Annotated in this window: 17 protein-coding genes; 5 read left to right on the top strand and 12 right to left on the bottom strand. The window is 54.8% G+C overall.

Annotation, left to right across the window (positions count from 1 at the left end):
* Positions 1-35: 35 nt before the first annotated feature.
* The 6 genes from ACZAHD_RS02815 to ACZAHD_RS02790 form a co-directional block, all read right to left on the bottom strand.
* Positions 36-503: a NanQ anomerase/TabA/YiaL family protein gene (locus ACZAHD_RS02815; protein ID WP_462455442.1), complete on the bottom strand. Its 468-nt coding sequence runs from the start codon at positions 501-503 to the stop codon at positions 36-38.
* Between the two features lie 11 nt (positions 504-514).
* Positions 515-1,513 carry a 3-dehydro-L-gulonate 2-dehydrogenase gene (yiaK, locus tag ACZAHD_RS02810; RefSeq protein WP_462455441.1) on the bottom strand — a complete coding sequence of 333 codons (999 nt, stop codon included), beginning with the start codon at positions 1,511-1,513 and terminating at the stop codon, positions 515-517.
* A 112-nt stretch (positions 1,514-1,625) separates the two neighbouring features.
* Positions 1,626-2,489, bottom strand: coding sequence for an SMP-30/gluconolactonase/LRE family protein (locus ACZAHD_RS02805; protein WP_462455440.1), 864 nt, complete (start codon positions 2,487-2,489; stop codon positions 1,626-1,628).
* A 1-nt stretch (position 2,490) separates the two neighbouring features.
* Positions 2,491-3,558: an ABC transporter substrate-binding protein gene (locus tag ACZAHD_RS02800; RefSeq protein WP_462455460.1), complete on the bottom strand. Its 1,068-nt coding sequence runs from the start codon at positions 3,556-3,558 to the stop codon at positions 2,491-2,493.
* A gap of 63 nt (positions 3,559-3,621) precedes the next feature.
* Positions 3,622-4,692, bottom strand: coding sequence for an ABC transporter permease (locus tag ACZAHD_RS02795; protein WP_462455439.1), 1,071 nt, complete (start codon positions 4,690-4,692; stop codon positions 3,622-3,624).
* A 13-nt stretch (positions 4,693-4,705) separates the two neighbouring features.
* Entirely contained in the window at positions 4,706-6,226 is a 1,521-nt protein-coding gene (locus ACZAHD_RS02790) for a sugar ABC transporter ATP-binding protein (RefSeq protein WP_462455438.1), read from the bottom strand.
* 223 nt (positions 6,227-6,449) lie between these two features.
* Here ACZAHD_RS02790 and yiaJ point away from each other — a divergent pair, with 223 nt between their 5' ends.
* Both yiaJ and ACZAHD_RS02780 read left to right on the top strand, forming a co-directional pair.
* Complete coding sequence (gene yiaJ, locus ACZAHD_RS02785) at positions 6,450-7,265, top strand: IclR family transcriptional regulator YiaJ (RefSeq protein WP_462455459.1); 816 nt, start codon at positions 6,450-6,452, stop codon at positions 7,263-7,265.
* A gap of 120 nt (positions 7,266-7,385) precedes the next feature.
* A complete protein-coding gene (locus ACZAHD_RS02780) occupies positions 7,386-7,874 on the top strand; it encodes a 4Fe-4S dicluster domain-containing protein (protein WP_462455437.1) in 489 nt (162 codons plus the stop codon).
* Positions 7,875-7,894: 20 nt separating this feature from the next.
* Here the strand turns inward: ACZAHD_RS02780 and avtA are convergent, their stop codons facing one another.
* Positions 7,895-9,151: a valine--pyruvate transaminase gene (gene avtA, locus ACZAHD_RS02775; protein ID WP_462455436.1), complete on the bottom strand. Its 1,257-nt coding sequence runs from the start codon at positions 9,149-9,151 to the stop codon at positions 7,895-7,897.
* Positions 9,152-9,328: 177 nt separating this feature from the next.
* Complete coding sequence (locus ACZAHD_RS02770) at positions 9,329-11,362, bottom strand: alpha-amylase (protein ID WP_462455435.1); 2,034 nt, start codon at positions 11,360-11,362, stop codon at positions 9,329-9,331.
* A 315-nt stretch (positions 11,363-11,677) separates the two neighbouring features.
* Here ACZAHD_RS02770 and ACZAHD_RS02765 point away from each other — a divergent pair, with 315 nt between their 5' ends.
* The gene (locus ACZAHD_RS02765; protein ID WP_462455434.1) at positions 11,678-12,496 is read left to right on the top strand and encodes a protein bax; all 819 of its coding nucleotides are present in this window, start codon (positions 11,678-11,680) and stop codon (positions 12,494-12,496) included.
* Between the two features lie 55 nt (positions 12,497-12,551).
* Here the strand turns inward: ACZAHD_RS02765 and xylR are convergent, their stop codons facing one another.
* The 4 genes from xylR to xylF form a co-directional block, all read right to left on the bottom strand.
* Positions 12,552-13,730: a D-xylose utilization transcriptional activator XylR gene (xylR, locus tag ACZAHD_RS02760; protein ID WP_462455433.1), complete on the bottom strand. Its 1,179-nt coding sequence runs from the start codon at positions 13,728-13,730 to the stop codon at positions 12,552-12,554.
* A gap of 124 nt (positions 13,731-13,854) precedes the next feature.
* Entirely contained in the window at positions 13,855-15,036 is a 1,182-nt protein-coding gene (xylH, locus tag ACZAHD_RS02755) for a xylose ABC transporter permease XylH (RefSeq protein ID WP_462455432.1), read from the bottom strand.
* Entirely contained in the window at positions 15,014-16,555 is a 1,542-nt protein-coding gene (locus ACZAHD_RS02750; protein WP_462455431.1) for a xylose ABC transporter ATP-binding protein, read from the bottom strand. Before ACZAHD_RS02750 ends, xylH begins: the two co-directional genes overlap by 23 nt.
* Positions 16,556-16,619: 64 nt before the next feature.
* Positions 16,620-17,612: a D-xylose ABC transporter substrate-binding protein gene (gene xylF, locus ACZAHD_RS02745; protein WP_462455430.1), complete on the bottom strand. Its 993-nt coding sequence runs from the start codon at positions 17,610-17,612 to the stop codon at positions 16,620-16,622.
* A 374-nt stretch (positions 17,613-17,986) separates the two neighbouring features.
* Between xylF and xylA the strand changes: the two genes are divergently transcribed.
* Both xylA and xylB read left to right on the top strand, forming a co-directional pair.
* Positions 17,987-19,309, top strand: a complete 1,323-nt coding sequence (xylA, locus tag ACZAHD_RS02740; RefSeq protein ID WP_462455429.1) for a xylose isomerase — start codon at positions 17,987-17,989, stop codon at positions 19,307-19,309.
* An 87-nt stretch (positions 19,310-19,396) separates the two neighbouring features.
* Positions 19,397-20,854 carry a xylulokinase gene (gene xylB, locus ACZAHD_RS02735; protein WP_462455428.1) on the top strand — a complete coding sequence of 486 codons (1,458 nt, stop codon included), beginning with the start codon at positions 19,397-19,399 and terminating at the stop codon, positions 20,852-20,854.
* Positions 20,855-20,862: the final 8 nt, after the last annotated feature.

Below are 20,862 nucleotides of genomic sequence, written 5' to 3'. Positions count from 1 at the left end.
TTTTATTTATCGGTGTTCGACAAATAAATGACGGATTAATCTAAAGCGGAAATAGCAACTTTAACCACAACTTTCCTGATTTCCGTTTCCCGGTTTTTATTACAGGCCGGGCGATGAACATCCTGTGGGAAAAATATGGCGTAGTTCCCCGGTCTCATTTCTATTAACGATTCGTTTTCGCTGTCGTGATAGAAAATAATATCTCGCTGCTCAAGTAATTCTTCACTTACTGTATTATTGCCGGTATCGATAGCGACACCAATCTGCTCTTCACCGGAATATAAAAACTGGATATCCAGGTAGCGGCGGTGCACTTCCGGGCGCAGCTCATCGTGCGGACGGGTGGTCAGGTCGAGGATCTGCGCGAAGATTGTGCGCCCCTCGATTTCGACCACGCCGGTCTCCAGTTTGCTGAAGTCCGTGGTGCGCAAAAATTCCAGTGCTTTTTCAATCGCTGTCGGATACCTGCAGGCGTTAGGTTGAGAAATATGTCCATAAATCATGATGATATTCCTTATAGCGCTTTGATTTTTGCCCAAACGCTGTCATCAACGGTGATTCCGTTGCGGCGGTTCTCTTCCAGCAGACGGGAAAACTCATGACCGGGCAGACGGACCGGCACGTTTTCGTCGGCACGCTCGGCGCTGGTGATGTAATCCATGATGCGTTGCAGCTTGGCATCGCGGGTGGCACCCTCGATCAGCTTGTCCACTTCGATAGCAATAAAAACTTGCGAAATGTTGAACTCGTCGCTGTTGTCTTCAGTTACCGCAGCAACGGAAGAGCCATCGGAGAGCAGGGTGGCTATCATGTCCAGCACGATGGAGAGGCCTGAACCTTTCCAGTAGCCCATCGGCAGAATACGGCGGTTTTTCTCGATGGGGGCCGGGTCTCGGGTCAGATTGCCTTCGTCATCGAAGCCGCCGTCAACCGGCAACTGGCGGCCTGCCAGACGGTTCACTTCCAGCATGCCGTAGGAGAACATCGACATGGACATGTCCACCATGGTAATCGGCGTAGACGGAATGGCGACGATCAGCGGATTAGTCCCGATGCGGCACTCTTTGGCGCCCCACGGCGGCATCACGGCAATGGAGTTGGTCCAGCAGATACCGATGTAGCCTTTTTCAGCCGCCTGCCAGCCGTAGCTGCCGCCGCGCATCCAGTGGTTGGCGTTTCGCACAGCAACCAGGCCAATACCGTGGTCAGAAGCCAGTTCAATTGCACGGTCCATCATTTTTTTGGCGGTCAGGTTGCCGATTGAGCGCCGGGCATCCCACTGTTCAATCGCCCCCAGCGAAGCGGTGCGTTCTGGCAGGGCTTCCGGGATGATATCGCCGTTTTCCAGTTGCTGAATAAAGCGCGGGAAGCGGTTTACGCCGTGTGAATAGACCCCTGACTCGGTGGTGCGGGCGAACATTTCCGCACAGGCATCGGCGGTTTCAACCGCCACGCCGCGTGCCAGCAGGACGCGGTTAAACTCATTTTTAAGGTCAGAAAAACTCAATAACATACGCTTTCTCCATCACATCTTTTATTTCACATAGTGGAATTTCGTTTCACCCAATAGTGTTGGGTTGCAAAACCACGCCGGCAGGACCGGTGCGTTTCGGTGTTACTCCGGTTTATCCCTGAAGGCGGGATGGGGCGAGGATCACCCGGTATAGTGATGTCGTCGCCGTAATAAAAAGCGTATTGCCGTCGGGGCCGCCAAAGGTGCAGTTAGAGACGCGCTCGGGGACCGCAATGGTTTCCAGTAATTCGCCTGCGGCGGAGAAAATCAAAATCCCTGTCTCGCAGCTGCAGTAAATATTCCCATCCTGGTCGACGCAAAATCCGTCCGGAATACCCGGTTTAACCTGGGTTACGACGTGGGAAAATAACGCGTTATCACCTTCAAGGCGGTAAGCACGAATTTCCCGCCGGCCCTGGCTCGGAAAATCAATCACCGACATATCTGCCACGTATAGCCATTTATCATCCGGCGAAAAGGCCAGTCCGTTAGGGCGTTGGGTATCGCTGATGGCAATAGCGACCTGGTTACGCGCTTCATCAAATCGGTAGACGTAGCAGCCAATGACCTGGCTTGCGGCGCGATAGCCCTCTTCGTCACCGATGATGCCGTAGGGCGGATCGGTAAACCAAATCGACCCGTCCTGACGTACCGCGATATCGTTGGGGGAGTTAAAACGCAGCCCGTCGACTTTATCCACCAGCAGGGTGTGATTGCCTGCGGCGTCGGTACGGCTGATACCGCGTCGACCGTGCTCACAGGTCAACAAACGCCCTTGCTTGTCCAGCGCGTTGCCGTTGGCATAGTGGGATTCGGCGCGAAACACGCTGACGCCATTTTGCGCATCCCAACGGAACATTCTGTTGCCCTTCACATCGCTGAAAATCAGGCACTGCTGGTCTGCCAGCCACACCGGGCCTTCCGCCCAAATGGCCGGTGAGCACAGGCATTCAACACTTCCCATGACGGCTAACATCTCACTTCACACCCCAGATGGCTTTGTAGCGATCGCGGTAATGGTTGTCCGGGTCGAATTCGTTGTTCTGACCACCGTCGGCGCCGATGTTCTCTTTGGTCACCAGATGGGCCGGAGTGACATAACCCGACGGCTCTTTGCCCGCGAAGGCGCGGTTCAATTCATCCAGCAGCTGCCAGCCGTGCAGTTTCAACGGCTCCGGGACGGTTGCGATCTGCGCTTTGCCTTCACGCACGCGCTGGTAGGCTGTGACGGAACCATCGCCAGCGGAGATGTTGTACGGTGGTTTATCTCCGGTGCCTTTGCCCGCGGTTTGCAGGGCTGGAGCCATAAAGTCGAAGTACAGGTCGTTAATCGCCAGCGAGTATTCGAACTTGTCGCCATATTTTTGGATCAGGCTGTAGGTCATGCCCGGCATGCGGTTGGAGGTGTCGGCAAGCGGGGTATCGATAAATTCCACCACCTGGCAGCCGCTGCACTGCTCAATGACCTTCTTCATGGCGTTGGCTTTATCCAGCGCGATTTGGTACAGCGAGTCGGTGAAAATAAGCACTTTGGCGGTGCCGTTGGATTTCGCCACCGCATACAGCGCCGCCATGCGCGAGACTTCGTTCGAATCGGAGGTCACGTTATAGAAAATGTTGTAAGCCGGGACCGGGCCAGGCGCGGGAACCGCGTGCCATGCGGTCAGCACGATGCCCTCTTTCACTGCTTTTTTCAGCGGAATTTTGGCGACGTTCGGGTTCCAGCCGCCAATGACAATACCGTCCGGTTTGCGGGCGATCGCCTGGTTGAGTGCCGCCAGTTGATCTTTCACCGAACCCGCACCATCCAGCACATCCAACTGCCAGCCTGCCGTTTTCGCCGCTTCTTCCAGACCTTCTTTAACGCCCAGCACGCCGCCGTTTTTCATGTCCGAGGCGATGAAAATGATCTTCTTATTCGGCTGCAGCAACGGGCCCTGGGTTGGGCCATCCCAGGTGGTGACTGGCGCAGTTGCTTTGGCAATCGCCGTTTTCGCCTGCTGAACAAAGGTATCGTCGGCGAGGCTGAAACCACTTGCCATCATCAACCCGGCAGCCAGACAGTATTGAACTATTTTGTTATTCATTTTCAGTTCCTTACGCGAGAGTCATTGGGTAACGGAGGAGCCTGATGCTGGCGATTGTGCCCGCTGCACCAATTTTTTATTTAATGCCCGACGGCGTTGGGCATAGCCTGCCAGGGTAATCGACAGCAGCAACGTCGCGCCGTTAAACAGCGGTTCGACCCAAAACGCGCCGCCGAACTGCTGGATGCCCGCAATACCAATTGCCAGCACCGCAATACCGACCACTGTGCCCCAGACGTTCACCCGGCCGGGACGAATGGTGGTACTGCCAAGGAACGCGCCCACCAGAGCCGGGAGCAGATAGTCCATACCGACGCTGGCCTGGCCCACGCCCTGTTCAGCGGCGATGATCACCCCGGTAAAGCCCGTTAAGGTGCTGGAAGTAATAAATGCCCCGATGATGTAACGATTAACGGAAATGCCGTTGAGCGCTGCGGCGACCGGGTTACCGCCCACCGCATACATGCAGCGACCAATCGGGGTATGTTCGGTAATAATCCACAACACCACGGCGGCAAAAAGGACGTAGAAGGCCACAACCGGAATGCCGAACAGGTCGGAGTGATGCAGGGCGATAAAGGCGTCCGGTAAATCACCGACGATCTGTCGGCCACCAGAGTGCCAGAGCGCGATGGCGTACAGCACCGTACCGGAACCCAGGGTCGCAACAAAGCTGTCGATATCCGCCAGCGCCACCAGAATACCGTTCAGCAAGCCATAGAGCGCAGAGAGCACCAGCACGATCGCCACAGCGGCGGGCCAGGAGAAACCATATTCAACCTGCAAAGTAATGGCGAGGATGTGCCAGAGCACGATGCCGAAGCCGACGTTCAGGTCGATTTTGCCGACAATCATCGGGATGGTTGCTGCCAGCGCCAACAGGGCGATTTTCGATTTGCTGTCGAGGATCGCCTGCAACGTCAACAGGGAAGCAAACGAAGGTGTTGTCAGTGAAAAAATGATAACCAGTACCACGCAGATCGCGGGTAAACCGTAACGAGTGGTCAATTGTCCAAGCCAGGTAGCCACACCGTGTTCATGAAGCGATACGCGTGATTCCAGGGCCGTCGATTTCATTGATGTTTTAGCCATAACGCACTCCGACTTAATGTATGGTGCCGCTGCCCGATGCCAGCTCAAGCAATCTGGCAAAGGTGACATCCTGGTTGAGAAGTTCGCCGACGATCTGCCCACGGTTAAACACCAGCGCCCGGTTACAGATGTGCGCCACCTCTTCCAGGTCGTTGGAGATGACCAAAATGGCAACGCCGTTTCGCAGCGCCTGATTGAGTAAATCGTAAATTTCTGCGCGTGCGCCTACGTCAACGCCAGCAGAAGGATCTTCCAGAATGAGCAGAGGGGCATTGAGCGAGAGCCAGCGTGCCATTACCACTTTTTGCTGGTTGCCGCCCGACAGTGCACTGATTTCAATATTTATCTGCGAGGGGCGCACGTCGAACTGGCGGATTTTCTCCCAGCACAGCGGCGCTTCGCTTTTTTCGTTATAGCGGGAAAGCGGCGCATGACCGTGTTTACATGGGTTCATAAACAGGTTTTCACGCACCATCATGCCCGGAATCAGACTTTCATGAAGACGGTCGCCGGCGACAAAAGAGACGCCTGCGGACATCGCCTCCCCTGGTGTTGTCGCCGTAAACGGCACGCTATTTAAAGTGATTTTTCCACTTTCCTGCGTCCTGCAGGCAAACAGTAAACGTCCAATCTCTTCCTGACCGGCGCCACGCAGACCGGCGAGTGCCACCATCTCACCGGCACGCAACTCGAAGGAGACCGGCCCGGTATCGCCCACTTTGACGCGATCCATTTTCAACAGCACCGGCGCGCTGGCATCGGGTAAGGCCTGACGCTGGTCATCACGCAGGCCTTCGCCCACAATCAGCTCGACCAGACCACGCAGGCTGTAGTGGCCGATATCGCCGCCCCCGGCGTAGCAGCCATCGCGCATCGCACAAACCGTATCAGCCATCTCCATCACCTCATCCAGGCGGTGGGTGATGTAAATCATGCCGACCTGCTTCTCGCGCAGGATATTCATGACGCGGAACAGATGGCGTACATCGTCGGCAGGCAGTGAAGCTGTCGGTTCATCGAGCACCAGCACCGAGGCGTCAACCGCCACCGCGCGGGCAATCGCCAACAGGGATTTTTCCGTGCGGGAAAGGTCAAACACGCGGTCATCCGGGTCGAGCTGAATGCCGATATCTTCCAGCGCTTTTTGCGCCTGGCGTTTGGTGGCCGCCCAGTCAATCAGACCAAAGCGACGGGGAAACCCCATCACCAGAGCCATGTTTTCGGCGACGGTCATCCACTCTACCAGGCCTAAATCCTGATGAATAAAGGCGATAGGCTGTTCGTTGCCCTGACGTAACGCGGCGGCTGAATCCACCGGCTGACCGCGAAACAGGATCTCGCCACCATCACGGGAATAGACGCCCGCCAGCACCTTAATCAACGTCGATTTGCCGGCACCGTTTTCTCCCAGCAACGCCACAACCTGGCCCGGATAAATATCCAGACTGACGTTATTGACCGCCACATTTCCACCAAAGCGCTTGATGATGTGGCGCATAGATAACAACGGAGACAACACTGCTGCTTCTGCCATTTAAGGTGACCTCCCGACGAGGGAATAAGAACGTTTTGCCATCTATAAATTTCACTATGCGAAATCTGATTTCAAATATATCGATCATGATTTCACAAAGCAATCGGTGAGGCTGTTTTTGAAATTCAATAAAATCAGTTAATTACAAAATTTATGTTCAGATCGTGAAGTGAAACACACTTTGCGCTACCATCAGGTCGCCACTGAATGGAGAGCAGAAGCGATGAACATAAAAGAGAGTGAAAACGCGCCGGAGAAGGAGCGGCCGGCTGGAAGCCAAAGCTTGTTTCGCGGTTTGATGCTGATAGAAATCTTGAGTAATTACCCGAACGGTTGCCCGCTGGCGAATCTTTCAGAACTGGCCGGGTTGAACAAAAGCACCGTGCACCGATTACTACAAGGGCTGCAATCCTGTGGCTACGTCACTCCCGCACCTGCCGCCGGGAGTTACCGTTTAACCACGAAATTTATCGCCGTCGGGCAAAAAGCCCTGACGTCGCTGAATATTATCCACGTAGCGGCGCCGCATCTGGAAGCGCTGAACCTCTCTACCGGGGAAACCATCAATTTCTCCAGCCGTGAGGACGATCACGCCATTCTGATTTATAAGCTGGAACCGACGACCGGGATGCTGCGTACCCGCGCTTATATCGGCCAACATATGCCGCTGTACTGTTCGGCAATGGGTAAGATTTACCTGGCATTTGGTCAGCCGGAATATGTGAAAGAGTACTGGGAGAGGCATCAGGAGCAGATTCAGCCTCTGACGCGCAACACCATTACGGGGCTACCTGCGATGTACGATGAGCTGGCGCAAATTCGTGAAAGCGTGATGGCGATGGACCGCGAAGAGAATGAGCTTGGCGTTTCCTGCATCGCCGTTCCGGTGTTTGATATTCAACACCGTGTGCCGTATGCCATCTCCATTTCACTCTCGACGTCACGTCTGAAACAGATTGGTGAGAAAAATCTGCTCAAGCCGCTACGCGACACGGCACAGGCCATCTCTAACGAACTGGGATTTACCTTACGCGTGTAGGCAAAAAGGCAGATGCGGTGAGGCAGGTGACAGATCTGGCAATAATCCCCGCCAGGATCAAAGCGAAGGCGGTTCGTTTTCTGGCACTCTGACGCTAATCAACGTCAGGCGGGGGGGAAAATGAACCGTTTTATCATTGCGGATTCGGCCAAATGCATTGGCTGTCGTACCTGTGAAGTCGCCTGCGTGGTGTCACACCAGGAAAATCAGGATTGCGCCGCACTTTCTCCAAAAGCCTTCAGCGCACGCATTTGGGTGATGAAAAGCGGGTCTTTTACAACCGCCGTGACCTGTCATCATTGCGAAGATGCGCCCTGCGCCAACGTCTGCCCGGCGGGGGCTATTAGCCGGGTCCGCGATGCGGTATACGTTGAACAATCCCTTTGTATTGGCTGCAAAAGCTGCATGCTGGCCTGCCCGTATGGCGCGATGTTGGTGATGATGACCGGCGATGGCGTGCAGGCGTTGAAATGCGATTTGTGCGGTCATCGCGAAGACGGCCCGGCCTGCGTAGCGGCCTGCCCGACCCAGGCGCTGTACTGCATGACGCCGGCAGCGCTGGAGAGAGTAAGCGGCGAGCGCCGTCGGCGGACGGCGCTGGCGATTTAGGCGGGCGACAAAACACGCGATTACGCGTCTTGTTCCCCCCAGGCCCGCTCAATCTCTTCGGCGAGGATTTTCACGCCCGCTTCAATTTTCTCCGGGTCTGGCACGTAGTTCATGCGCATGCACTGGTGGGTATGCGGCCAGGGCTTATCAAGGCCCGGGAAGAAGTAGTCGCCCGGCACCATCAGCACGCCGCGTTTTTTCAGCCGCTGGTACAGCAACTCGGTGGAGATCGGCAGATCTTTAAACCACAGCCAGAGGAAAATCGCTCCTTCAGGTTTATGAATCAGGCAGCGATCTTCCGGCAGATAGCGGCGAATAATGGCGATAGTTTCCTGTACGCGCTGGTAGTAGAACGGTTTGATGACCGTTTCCGACAGGCGCAGCAGGTCATTGCGTTTGATCATTTCGTACATCATTGCCGGCCCTATTCCGCCCGGCGCAAGGCTGATAATCCCGTTCATGTTGCTGATAGCGGTAATGATTTTCTCATTGGCCACAATGATCCCGCAGCGGCTGCCCGGCAGGCCCAGCTTGGACAGGCTCATACACAGCACAATATTCGGGTTCCAGAGCGGCCTGGCGTCGCTGAAAATAATCCCCGGGAAAGGCACGCCATACGCATTATCAATCACCAGCGGGACGCCGTGTTGGTGGGCCAGCGCATCCAGTTTGATCAGCTCTTCGTCGGTAATCACGTTACCGGTCGGGTTGGTCGGGCGAGAGACGCAAATCATTCCCGTCTCTTCCGTGACCTGCAGGTGCTCAAAATCGACGTGGTATTTAAACTGACCTTCTGGCAGCAACTCAATATTCGGGCGAGTGGCAACAAACATATCCTCTTCAAGGCCCGAGTCGGCGTAGCCGATATATTCCGGCGTCAGCGGGAACAGGACTTTGCGGGTGCTACCATCCGCACGGCGCCCGGCAAAGAGATTAAACAAGTAGAAAAATGCACTCTGACTGCCATTTGTCAGTGCAATATTCTGTGGTTCGATCTCCCAGCCCAGCTCTTCACGCAGCATCTGCGCCAGCACAGTCAGAAGCTCGCTTTTTCCCTGTGGTCCGTCGTAATTACAAAGCGCATCAAGGGCTTTACCATTACTGAGCATATCGGCCAGCAGGTTCTGGAAGTATTCGTTCATTTCCGGGATCTGCGCGGGATTACCGCCGCCCAGCATGATTGCGCCCGGAGTGCGCAGGCCATCATTGAGGTCTTCCATCAAGCGGGTAATGCCTGAATGACGGGTGAATTTGTCGCCGAAAAGTGAAAATGTCATTGCGGATAATCTGTCGGTGTTGCTGGAAAGTGGATAACCATAACGCCAGCCTCGACGCGGTGCAAATCGGCAGGAAAGTTTAAGATTTCACTTTTATGCTGTGTTGTGTTTTTTTATTGGTTTTTTATTCTGTAAAAGGCTCCCCGAACAGACCAGGGAGCCATCAGAAGAGGGGAGTTATCGTTGGCCTGCCCAGATCACCATGACTTTATCATCGACGTATTCACGGACGAAACCGTAACCCTGCGGTACAGAGAGCGTGGTTTGTTTGCCCATCCCGATTGCCGGGTGGCGGGCGCGGAACTGGCCGAGTTTTTGCCAGTGGGTGACGTTGAGCGCGGCTTTCCCCTCGACGTCCTGCCAGTTCATATCTGAGCGCGTTCCCTGCAGCGGATCTGAGCCGGTAGGCCCGAACGGCCGCGCGGACTCATCGCCATAGAAGAGCTGTACCGCGCCTGGCGCGAGCAGCAGCAGTTCTGCCGCGGTGCTGCCGCCTTCGCGGAACAGACGCGTGTCGTGGGATGAGAGATAGCTCAGGACGTTAAACGTCTGCAGTTTATCCGCCATCTGCTGCCAGGTCAGGTCAATACTGGAGAGACAGCCTGACGCTTTCGCCGCCTGATCCTGGTAGTCGAAGTTAATCATCGCATCAAAACCGTGGCGGTAGTAATCGCTTTGCATCACCCCATGACCCCAGGCTTCACCGGTCATCCAGAAAGGCGCGTTATCCAGCGCTTTATCCGGGTTGGCCTTTTTCCATGCCGCCAGCGCCGCGGTGGCCTGGGTTTTCAACTGCTGCCAGGCTGCTTGTTCAACATGTTTGGCGGTATCGACGCGGAAACCGTCAATACCGTAATCACGTACCCACTGACTCAACCAGTGGGTCAGATAATCGCGCGGCGTATAGCCGGGAATCTCTTTTGCCGCCGTATCAGGCTTTTGTTGATAGAAATTGGGCAGCCCGGAAGGGGCGGTCGATTCGGTTTTCAGATCCGGCAGGAAGGCCAGGGACATGGTCAGATCGTCAAAGCCGGGGTTGTCGTAGTCGCCTATGTCGGTACGAATCCACTTTTTCCCCCACCATTTTTCCCAGCCGGCTTTATCGCTGAAGTTGATGTAGTCGTTGAAGCTGTGCCAGGTCTGGCCCGGGCCGGGTTGCCAGTTGGTCCAGTGTTCCCCGAGCGTTTTTTTCAGCTCGTCGCCCTGCAGATACAGCGAGCCGAATTTGAACTCCTGCATATCGGCCAGGGTAGCGTAGCCGGTGTGGTTCATCACCACATCAAACAGGATGCGAATACCGCGTTTGTGCGCCTCATCGACAAGGCGACGTAAATCCTCCTCGGTGCCCATATTGGCATCCAGTTTTGTCCAGTCCTGGGCGTAGTAGCCGTGATAGGCGTAATGCGGGAAATCGCCCTTGGTTCCGCCGCCTACCCAGCCGTGAATTTGTTCCAGCGGCGAGCTTATCCACAGCGCGTTAACACCTAACGCTTTCAGGTAGTCAAGTTTGCTGGTCAGCCCTTGCAGGTCGCCGCCGTGGAAGGTGCCGATTTCCTGCATACCGTCTTTGTGCCGCCCATAGCTGTTATCGTTGGCCGGGTTGCCGTTGACGAAACGGTCGGTCAGCACGAAATAGACGGTGGCGTTATGCCAGTTGAAGGTGGCGTCGGCAGTGGTGTCGGCCCGCTCAAGTAGCAGTAAGCCGTTGCTGTTGGGGGCTGGCAGCAGCGTAATTTTCCCGGCACTGACCGTTGCGATATTGCCACTGTAAAAATCACGGACTTTGCTGCCCTCGGCAAAGGTTTTGCTGACATCCAGCGTTAGCGGCTTACCATCCCATTTTGGACACTGAAGCAGTTGCGGCGCGGAAGTCGCTGCCGCCTCTTTTTCCTCCAGAGAAAGCATCAGCGTTGGCGTCCCGGAGCGGGTATCCACTTCAAGCGTGTAGCGACCTTCGCGGAAGACCCGCCACTGCGCCGGGGCGCCGCGACAGGGTTCCATGGACAGCATCTGGTTGAGTTTGATAGCCCCGGCGGGCTGCCAGCACTGCTGGTCAAAATTAATTTGTAGCGGACGTGTACCCTTCGCCACCTCATTTTGACTGATAAATCTGCCGGAGCCCTCTTCGCTAAAGGCCGGAAAATCGGTGGTGGTCCAGGCGGCGAAGGCCATTCCTGGCAACAAGAGCGACGCTAGCGCAGCGAGTTTCATTCTGGAGTCCTGTGAGCGGTTTTTTGTTCAGTTTGCCCGGTAAACCGGATAATGAGCTCATCCCGTCTGCGCTTTTGCAGGGAGGACAAAAAGGGGTGAGTGACAGAGGTCAAAAAACAGGCAAAAAATGAGACGGCGCTAACATTTTCGCTCTCTGGTGACGGCGCGGAAACCGATTTCAGGTGACAGCTTTTAGGAATTGGACTATTTCTGTTAGTGCTCTCACTGGGTATTTTTGATACTATTCGCAACTCAATTAACGTTTTTTTGCGTAAAACAAGGTGTTGGAATGATTAAATCCGACCAGGAGACCTAATGATATCGATTCCCATGCGACGATATGGGGCTGCGATACTCATGTTACTTACCTGCATATTTTCAGGTAGTGTGTTGGCAACAACCCACACAGCAACAACGAGTCATAAAGCCTCACAAGTAAAGAAAAGTAGTCAAGTTAAGGTAAGCAGTAAACAAGAGTATTCTCGCAATAGTGTAAAGAGTAGTTCACTTCCTGATTTGCGAAAATACCCTTCCGGAACCCCAAGGAAAAAAGCGTTTCTCCGGACAGTAATGCCTTATATTACTAAACAGAATCAGGTGATTACCGCCGATCGTAATTGGCTTGTTTCCAAACAATACGATTCACGCTGGTCACCGACAGAGCGCACGCGCCTGAAGGATATTGCGGCACGCTATAAGGTGAAATGGTCTGGCAATACGCGCCATATTCCATGGAACACGCTGATGGAACGCGTTGACATCATTCCCAACAGTATGGTGGCGACCATGGCGGCGGCGGAAAGCGGTTGGGGTACGTCCAAACTGGCGCGGATGAACAACAATCTGTTTGGTATGAAATGCGGTGGCGGAAATTGCCGCGGTGCGATGAAAGGCTACTCCCAGTTTGATTCGGTGGAGGAGTCTGTACAGGCTTACGTGACGAACCTGAACACGCATCCGGCATACAACGCCTTCCGTAAATCACGCGCGCAACTGCGTAAAACGGATCAGGAAGTGACGGCCAGCACCATGATTCATAAGCTGAAGGGCTATTCGACCAAAGGGTCGAGCTACAACAACTATCTCTTCGCGATGTATCAGGACAACCAGCGGTTGATTGCTGCCCATCTGTAATAGCAAATGCCCGGAGCGTCAGCCCCGGGCATTTGTCTTTGCGGTCTCACACTCTCTACATCATCACTTCACTGTGCCGATCCCGATACTCCTTCGGCGTCACGTCGTACTCTTTCTTAAATACCGAATAGAAATATTGCAGCGACGGATAGCCGCACATTTGCGAAATTTCATTAATCGACAGCGTGGTAGATACCAGCAGGCTACGTGCCTTTTCGAGTTTCTCGCGGTGAATGATGGAGTGAATGGTGTCGCCGACCTCCTCCTTGAAGCGCTTCTCGAGGTTAGAGCGGGAGATGCCGACGGCATCCAGCACCTGTTCGACCTTGATGCCCTTGCAGGCGTTATTGCGGATGTAGTGCATCGCCTGAATCACCGACGGATCGGTGAGCGAGCGATAATCCGTGGAGCGCCGTTCGACAACCCGCATCGGCGGCACCAGCCGGCGCTGCAGCGGGAGCGGCTCTTTATCCAGCAGCCGATGCAGCAGCTTGGCCGCCTGGTAACCCATCTGCCGTGTCCCCTGTGCCACTGAGGAGAGCGCTACACGCGACAGGTAGCGGGTCAGCTCTTCATTATCAATGCCGATGACGCACAGCTTTTCCGGCACCGGAATATGTAGCAGCTCGCAGGCCTGGAGCACGTGGCGGGCTCGGGCATCGGTCACGGCGATGATCCCGGTTTGTGGGGGGAGCGTTTGCAGCCAGTCTGCCAGGCGGTTCTGCGCGTGTTGCCAGTTTTCCGGCGCGGTCTCCAGTCCCTGGTAAACAACGCCGCGATATTTCTCCTTCGCGACCAACTGGCAAAACGCGTATTCGCGCTCGACCGCCCAGCGTTTTCCGCTGGAAATGGGCAGCCCGTAAAAGGCGAAGCGCTGGACGCCTTTTTCTTTCAGATGCAGGAAGGCGCTTTCGACCAGCGCGGCGTTATCCGTCGCAATATAGTGCACCGGGGGATAGCATTCGGGGCGATGGTAGGAGCCGCCGACGCCGACAATCGGGACCTCGACGTCTGCCAGCAGTCTTTCGATTTCCGGGTCGTCATAATCGGCAATCACGCCGTCACCAAGCCACTCTCTGATATTCTCGATACGCGCCCGAAAATCCTCTTCAATGAAGATATCCCATTCCTGTTGCGATGCCTGTAAATATTCTCCTACCCCCTCGACCACCTGCCTGTCGTAGGCTTTGTTGGCATTGAATAGCAGCGTAATACGGTGGCGCTTTGCAAACATAGTCTCTTTTCCTGGTTTCCCTTTCTGGCCATACAATACCGGCCAATGCCCGAAACATGGCAAGCCTCTTATGCGTAAATCCGGCGGTAGCGCAAAGAATTCGGGCATTCTTAATTCGACAGGCCTACGTTCTGCGCTTCGTCGCCGAATCCATCCATACCGCCAACAGTAAAATGGCGCCTTTGACGATGTACTGCCAGAACGTGGCGACGTCCATCATACTCATACCATTATCCAGCGCCGACATGATAAATGCCCCCATGACTGCACCGGCGACGCTACCAACCCCGCCGGCGAGGCTGGTGCCGCCGATGACGCAGGCGGCAATAGCATCCAGCTCGGCAATGTTACCGGCGGAAGGCGAACCGGCGCCCAGCCGCGAGCTGAGGATCAGACCGGCGATGGCCACCATCAGACCATTGATGGCGAAAACGGCCAGCTTGGTTCGTTCAACGCTAATTCCGGACAGACGTGCGGCTTCCAGATTGCCGCCAATGGCATAAATTCGCCGGCCAAAGGCTGTTCGGGTGGCCATAAACATCCCCGCCAGCAGCAGAGCTGCCAGGATGAGAACCGGCGTGGGGACGCCGCGATAATCGTTTAATAGCCAGATGGCGCCGAGCACGATAACCGCGGTAATGCTCTGACGAGCCACCGTTGAGGTTGGCGCTGGTGTGGTTAACCCCAGGGACTGGCGACGCAGGCGACCGCGCCATTGCCAGACAATAAAGGCCGCCATGCCAATGACGCCGATGCCGAAACCCAAACCGTCAGGCAGATAGCTTTGTCCGATTTGCGACATGGCCGGGCTGGTGGGGGAGACGGTGGTGCCGTTGGTGATACCGATCAGAATACCGCGGAACGCCAGCATCCCGGCGAGAGTGACGATAAACGACGGGACTTTGCGGTAGGCGACCCACCAGCCGTTCCAGGCGCCGAGAATCAGCCCCATCACCAGCGTGACCACAATGGTCAGCGGTAGCGGCCAGCCGAGCCAGACGTCAAAAATCGCCGCTGCCCCACCGAGCAACCCCATCATCGAGCCCACGGAAAGATCGATCTCGGCGGAAATAATGACGAAAACCATCCCGACCGCCAGGATACCGGTGATCGCTGTCTGCCGCAGCAGGTTAGAAATGTTACGTGCGCTTAAATAGGCTCCTTCGGTGGCCCAGGTGAAGAACAGCATAATCACCACAATCGCGGCGATCATCACGAAAACCTGAAGGTTCAGCCCTTTGAGTCCAGGCATACCGGCAGGGGCGGGCGGGATGATTTTTATCTCAGACGACGTGTTTTTCGACATGGTGTTCGCTCCTCAACGCGGCTTCCATCACCTGTTCCTGGGTCAGATGATGATTGACTAAATTGGCTTTCAGCTTGCCTTCATGCATCACCAGCACACGATCGCTTAACCCGAGAACTTCAGGCAGTTCGGACGAGATGACGATGACGGCTATCCCCTGCTGCACCAGCTGATTAATCAGTTTGTAGATTTCGTATTTCGCACCGATATCGATCCCGCGAGTGGGTTCATCGAGGATCAGGATGCGCGGATTCAGCAACAGGCAACGGGCGAGAATCGCTTTCTGCTGGTTGCCGCCGCTCAGACGACCAATGGCCAGTTCTGGCGATGACGTTTTGATTTTCAGCCGCTGGATGGATTGCTGGATGCACTGCTGCTCCCCGGCATCATCGAGGCTGCTCAACGGACCGGTAAACTGATTTAACGCCGCCAGAGTGATGTTCTTACCCACCGCCATCACCGGCACGATACCGTCTTTCTTGCGGTCTTCCGGGACCATAGCAATACCGTGGGCGATAGCCTGCTGGCAGTGGTGAATCGCCACCGGATGACCGTCAATGAACACTTTCCCTTCCCAGCGTCCCGGCCAGACGCCGAACAGGCACTGTACAGCCTCGGTACGCCCGGCGCCGACCAGCCCGGCAATACCGAGGATTTCACCGCGACGCAGTGAAAAAGAGATATCGTTGACCCGCTTAATGTGCCGGTTGACCGGGTGCCAGGCGGTTAAATGCTCGACGCGTAAAATTTCATCGCCGCAGTCGTGCGGCTCGTTTGGGTAGAGAGCGGTGAGTTCGCGACCCACCATCATGGTTATCACATCATCTTCATTCATGCCGCTGGCGTCGCGGGTACCAATATGCTGGCCATCGCGAATGACGCAGATGGTGTCGGAGATGGCTTTCACCTCATTCAGCTTGTGGGAAATATAAATACAAGCGATACCATGGGCCTGCAGATCGCGAATGATATCCAGTAGAATGGCCGTTTCCTGCTCGGTGAGAGAGGCGGTAGGTTCATCAAGGATTAATAAACGCACCTGCTTATTGAGCGCTTTGGCAATTTCAACCAGCTGTTGTTGCCCAAGGCCGAGATCGCCGACGCGGGTATCGGGTGAAATGGTCAAATTCACCTGTGCCAGCAGCTTCTGGCAGCGCAGGGTCATGGTTTCATAATCAAGGAGACCATAGCGGGAGATTTCCGCACCAAGAAAAATATTTTCCAGAACGCTCAGGTGCTTAACCAGCGCCAGTTCCTGGTGAATAATGGCGATACCTTTGCGTTCGGTGTCGCGAATATGAGTAGGCTTAAGCGTTTCACCGGCGAAAACAATCTCACCGTCATAGCTGCCGTGTGGATAAATTCCACACAGGACTTTCATGAGCGTGGATTTACCAGAACCATTTTCGCCGCAGAGTGAGACAATTTCACCTGCGTTAAGCCGCAGGCTGATATTATCTACCGCCTTCACGGTACCGAAGGTTTTGGTGATGTTTTTCATTTCAAGTAACCAGGACATAGATGCTCCGCATAAGCGATATCCAGCTGGACGAGAATGACGCCCCGGCGAGGGGCGTCAGGAATTATAATTCGCTCTTTTTGTGGAAACCGTCTTTGATGACCGTCTGTTCAATATTGTCTTTATTCACTTCGATCGGGGTGAGCAGGCGGGACGGAACATCTTTAAGGCCGTTATTCAACGTGGTATCAGCATGCGGAGCTTTATCATTACCGAGCTCGACGGCAATTTCAGCGGCGGTGGTGGCAAGGGTGGTAATCGGTTTATAGACGGTCATGGTCTGCGTGCCGGAAATAATACGCTTCACGCCAGCAAGGTCGGCATCCTGGCCGGAAATGGCGACTTTGCCCGCCAGCCCCTGCGCGCTTAATGCCTGAATCGCGCCTCCGGCGGTGGCATCGTTGGAAGCGACGACCGCGTCGATTTTGTTATTGTTAGCGGTGAGGGCGTTCTCCATAATCTTTAATGCATTTTCCGGTAGCCAGCCGTCAACCCACTGATCGCCAACGATCTTAATTTTACCTGCATCGATATAAGGTTTGAGCACCTTCATTTGTCCGGCACGGAACAACTTGGCGTTATTATCTACCGGGGAGCCGCCCATCAGGAAATAATTTCCCTGAGGGATTTTATCCACCAGGCTTCGGGCCTGCATTTCGCCTACTTTTTCATTATCAAAGGAGATATAGAAATCAATGTCTGCATTGTTGATCATACGATCGTAAGCTAAAACTTTAATGCCTTCCTGTTTGGCTTCTTTAATCACATTGCTTAATACCTGGCCGTTGTAGGGAATAATAACCAGAACATCAACGCCGCGGTTTATCATATTTTCAATTTGCGACATTTGTGTTTCTTCATTGCCATTGGCAGACTGAACAAAGACTTTGGCACCTAATGATTCGGCTTTGTTGACAAATATATCACGGTCTTTTTGCCAGCGTTCAAGGCGGAGATCGTCAATGGCCATACCAATCTTAACTTCTTTCGCAATCCCCGCCATACTGGTCAGCAGGAGTGAGGCACAGAGCGTGAGGCAAAGGTTCTTTATCTTCATAATAATCAGCCTTTTTTGTAAAGTGCAGGATAAGACGAACGGGGTAAAGAAACGGCCTGATACGTAGTAGATTCTTAACAGCTAAAGGAGGACTGGCAATTATCTGTTCTTATTTTTGGATTACGAAATTTAGTTTGTTTTCTGATTTATGACCACGATCTGGTTTTTAAAAATAAATAAAATCGCTATATCATTGATATGTCGTTGAAACGATGGCGGGGAGCGCATTGATAATATTCAGTTGTGCGATCTGGCGCACGTTTGTGGATTCTCTCAATCGCCGTGTGAAATAACGTAATTGAGGAAAGTAAAACATGAATTCTATATTGGCTTATGACTTATTACCCGCCGCACCCCTGAATATGGAGTTCATTATGCAAACCTATTTCGATCAACTCGATCGCGTTCGTTATGAAGGCCCAAAAACCACCAACCCGCTCGCGTTCCGTCACTATAACCCGGACGAGCTGGTACTGGGTAAACGCATGGAAGAGCATCTGCGGTTTGCCGCCTGCTACTGGCATACTTTCTGCTGGAACGGGGCAGATATGTTTGGCGTGGGCTCCTTTAATCGTCCGTGGCAGCAACCGGGCGACGCGCTGGAAATGGCGAAGCGTAAAGCGGACGTTGCCTTCGAGTTTTTCCATAAGCTTAATGTGCCATACTACTGCTTCCATGATGTGGATGTCTCACCGGAAGGGGCGTCGTTGAAGGAGTATCTGGACAATTTTGCCCGGATGGTTGATGTACTGGCAGCGAAGCAGGAACAGAGCGGCGTGAAGCTGCTGTGGGGGACGGCAAATTGCTTTACCAACCCGCGCTACGGCGCAGGGGCGGCGACCAACCCGGATCCGGAGGTCTTCAGCTGGGCGGCGACTCAGGTGGTGACCGCCATGAATGCCACCCACAAACTGGGCGGAGAAAACTATGTCCTGTGGGGCGGCCGCGAAGGCTACGAGACCCTGCTCAATACCGATCTGCGCCAGGAGCGCGAGCAAATTGGCCGCTTTATGCAACTGGTGGTGGAACACAAACATAAAATCGGCTTCCAGGGCACGCTGCTGATTGAGCCAAAACCACAGGAGCCGACCAAACATCAGTACGATTATGATGCTTCAACCGTCTACGGTTTCCTCAAGCAGTTTGGCCTCGAAAAAGAGATCAAACTGAATATCGAAGCGAACCATGCAACCCTGGCCGGACACTCCTTCCACCATGAGATTGCGACCGCCATTGCGCTGGGTCTCTTCGGCTCCGTGGATGCCAACCGCGGCGATCCGCAACTGGGCTGGGATACCGATCAGTTCCCGAACAGCGTGGAAGAGAATGCGCTGGTGATGTATGAAATTCTCAAAGCCGGCGGCTTTACCACCGGCGGCCTGAATTTTGATGCCAAAGTTCGTCGCCAGAGCACCGATAAATACGATCTGTTCTATGGCCATATTGGGGCGATGGATACGATGGCGCTGTCGCTGAAAGTAGCGGCTCGAATGATAGAAGAGGGTGAGCTGGATAAGCGGGTCGCGAAACGCTATGCCGGCTGGAATGGTGACCTGGGTCAGCAAATCCTGAAGGGGCAGATGACACTGACGGAGATTGCGCAGTACGCGGCGCAGTATAATCTGGCTCCCCAACATCAGAGTGGCCATCAGGAGCAGCTGGAAAACCTGGTTAACCATTATCTCTTTGATAAGTAATAAGGATACCCGGCAGTGCCGGGTGTGAGTGAGAACATGCTTTCTCGCGCCACGGTTAACCGTGGCGCACTGTTAAGGAGAGACCGTATGTACATCGGGATTGATTTGGGCACCTCGGGCGTAAAGGCCATTCTGCTCAATGATCAAGGTGAGGTTCTGGCTTCGCACGCTGCGCCCCTCACCGTATCGCGCCCACACCCGCTATGGTCCGAGCAAGACCCCGAGCACTGGTGGCAGGCGACGGACCGCGCCATGAAAGCGTTGGGTGAACAGCACGTTCTGTGCGATGTAAAAGCGGTGGGACTCGCCGGGCAGATGCACGGCGCAACGCTGCTGGATAAACATCAGCGGGTGCTTCGTCCGGCTATTTTGTGGAATGACGGCCGCAGCGGCGACGAGTGCGTCCAGTTGGAAAAAGCGGTGAGCCGCTCGCGACAAATTGCCGGTAACCTGATGATGCCGGGGTTTACGGCGCCAAAATTGCTCTGGGTCCAGCATCATGAACCCGATATCTTCCGCCAGGTAGATAAAGTGCTGTTGCCGAAAGATTATCTCCGCCTGCGCATGACCGGTGAATTTGCCAGCGATATGTCTGACGCTGCCGGGACGATGTGGCTGGATGTGGCCAAACGCGACTGGAGCGATGAGTTGCTCGCCGCCTGCGACCTGAGCCGCGATAACATGCCGGCGTTGTTTGAAGGTTGTGAAGTGACGGGAACGCTGCGTCCCGCCATCGCTCAGGCGTGGAATATGCCGCAGGCGCTGGTGGTCGCTGGCGGCGGCGATAACGCTGCCGGTGCGGTAGGCGTCGGCATGGCGGATGCGGGGCAGGCGATGTTGTCCCTGGGAACCTCCGGGGTCTACTTTGCCGTCAGCAACGGTTTTCTCAGCAAACCTGAAAGCGCCGTACACAGCTTTTGTCACGCTCTGCCGGGACGCTGGCATTTGATGTCAGTGATGTTGAGTGCTGCTTCCTGCCTCGACTGGGCGGCAAAACTGACCGGCCTCGGTACGGTTCCTGCGCTGGTGGCGGCGGCGGAATCGGCGAGTGAAAATGCCGATCCCATCTGGTTTTTGCCCTATCTTTCCGGCGAGCGCACGCCGCATAACAACCCTCATGCTAAAGGCGTCTTTTTTGGCCTGACGCATCAGCACGGCCCGGCAGAACTGGCGCGTGCAGTACTGGAAGGCGTGGGCTACGCGCTGGCGGATGGGATGGATGTGGTGCACGCCTGCGGCGTGACGCCGGAGAGCATTACTCTGATTGGCGGCGGCGCTCGCAGTGCCTGGTGGCGGCAGATGCTGGCTGATATCAGTGGCCAGCAGCTGGATTACCGCACCGGCGGTGACGTTGGGCCTGCGCTTGGGGCCGCCAGGTTAGCCCAGTTGGCGCAGCATAAAGAGGCCGCTTTTTCCGATCTGTTGCCGCAGCTGCCGCTGGAACAGGCCCATCAACCTGATGCCGAGCGCTTTGCTCGCTATGCGCCGCGCCGCGAAACGTTCCGTCAGATTTATCAGCAACTGTTGCCTCTGATGTCGTCATAAACGTCCGC

It is taken from the genome of Raoultella sp. (genome assembly GCF_039594335.1).
Lineage (GTDB): Bacteria > Pseudomonadota > Gammaproteobacteria > Enterobacterales > Enterobacteriaceae > Klebsiella.
Note: the sequence above shows the minus strand (reverse complement) of the source record. Positions and strands in the feature narration are given on the sequence as shown.

What these genes read in the sequence shown, in the direction of transcription:
- ACZAHD_RS02815 (WP_462455442.1), bottom strand. Translation starts at nt 503, where the DNA reads ATGATTTATGGACATATTTCTCAACCTAACGCCTGCAGGTATCCGACA.
- yiaK (WP_462455441.1), bottom strand. Translation starts at nt 1,513, where the DNA reads ATGTTATTGAGTTTTTCTGACCTTAAAAATGAGTTTAACCGCGTCCTG.
- ACZAHD_RS02805 (WP_462455440.1), bottom strand. Translation starts at nt 2,489, where the DNA reads ATGTTAGCCGTCATGGGAAGTGTTGAATGCCTGTGCTCACCGGCCATT.
- ACZAHD_RS02800 (WP_462455460.1), bottom strand. Translation starts at nt 3,558, where the DNA reads ATGATGGCAAGTGGTTTCAGCCTCGCCGACGATACCTTTGTTCAGCAG.
- ACZAHD_RS02795 (WP_462455439.1), bottom strand. Translation starts at nt 4,692, where the DNA reads ATGGCTAAAACATCAATGAAATCGACGGCCCTGGAATCACGCGTATCG.
- ACZAHD_RS02790 (WP_462455438.1), bottom strand. Translation starts at nt 6,226, where the DNA reads ATGGCAGAAGCAGCAGTGTTGTCTCCGTTGTTATCTATGCGCCACATC.
- yiaJ (WP_462455459.1), top strand. Translation starts at nt 6,450, where the DNA reads ATGAACATAAAAGAGAGTGAAAACGCGCCGGAGAAGGAGCGGCCGGCT.
- ACZAHD_RS02780 (WP_462455437.1), top strand. Translation starts at nt 7,386, where the DNA reads ATGAACCGTTTTATCATTGCGGATTCGGCCAAATGCATTGGCTGTCGT.
- avtA (WP_462455436.1), bottom strand. Translation starts at nt 9,151, where the DNA reads ATGACATTTTCACTTTTCGGCGACAAATTCACCCGTCATTCAGGCATT.
- ACZAHD_RS02770 (WP_462455435.1), bottom strand. Translation starts at nt 11,362, where the DNA reads ATGAAACTCGCTGCGCTAGCGTCGCTCTTGTTGCCAGGAATGGCCTTC.
- ACZAHD_RS02765 (WP_462455434.1), top strand. Translation starts at nt 11,678, where the DNA reads ATGATATCGATTCCCATGCGACGATATGGGGCTGCGATACTCATGTTA.
- xylR (WP_462455433.1), bottom strand. Translation starts at nt 13,730, where the DNA reads ATGTTTGCAAAGCGCCACCGTATTACGCTGCTATTCAATGCCAACAAA.
- xylH (WP_462455432.1), bottom strand. Translation starts at nt 15,036, where the DNA reads ATGTCGAAAAACACGTCGTCTGAGATAAAAATCATCCCGCCCGCCCCT.
- ACZAHD_RS02750 (WP_462455431.1), bottom strand. Translation starts at nt 16,555, where the DNA reads ATGTCCTGGTTACTTGAAATGAAAAACATCACCAAAACCTTCGGTACC.
- xylF (WP_462455430.1), bottom strand. Translation starts at nt 17,612, where the DNA reads ATGAAGATAAAGAACCTTTGCCTCACGCTCTGTGCCTCACTCCTGCTG.
- xylA (WP_462455429.1), top strand. Translation starts at nt 17,987, where the DNA reads ATGCAAACCTATTTCGATCAACTCGATCGCGTTCGTTATGAAGGCCCA.
- xylB (WP_462455428.1), top strand. Translation starts at nt 19,397, where the DNA reads ATGTACATCGGGATTGATTTGGGCACCTCGGGCGTAAAGGCCATTCTG.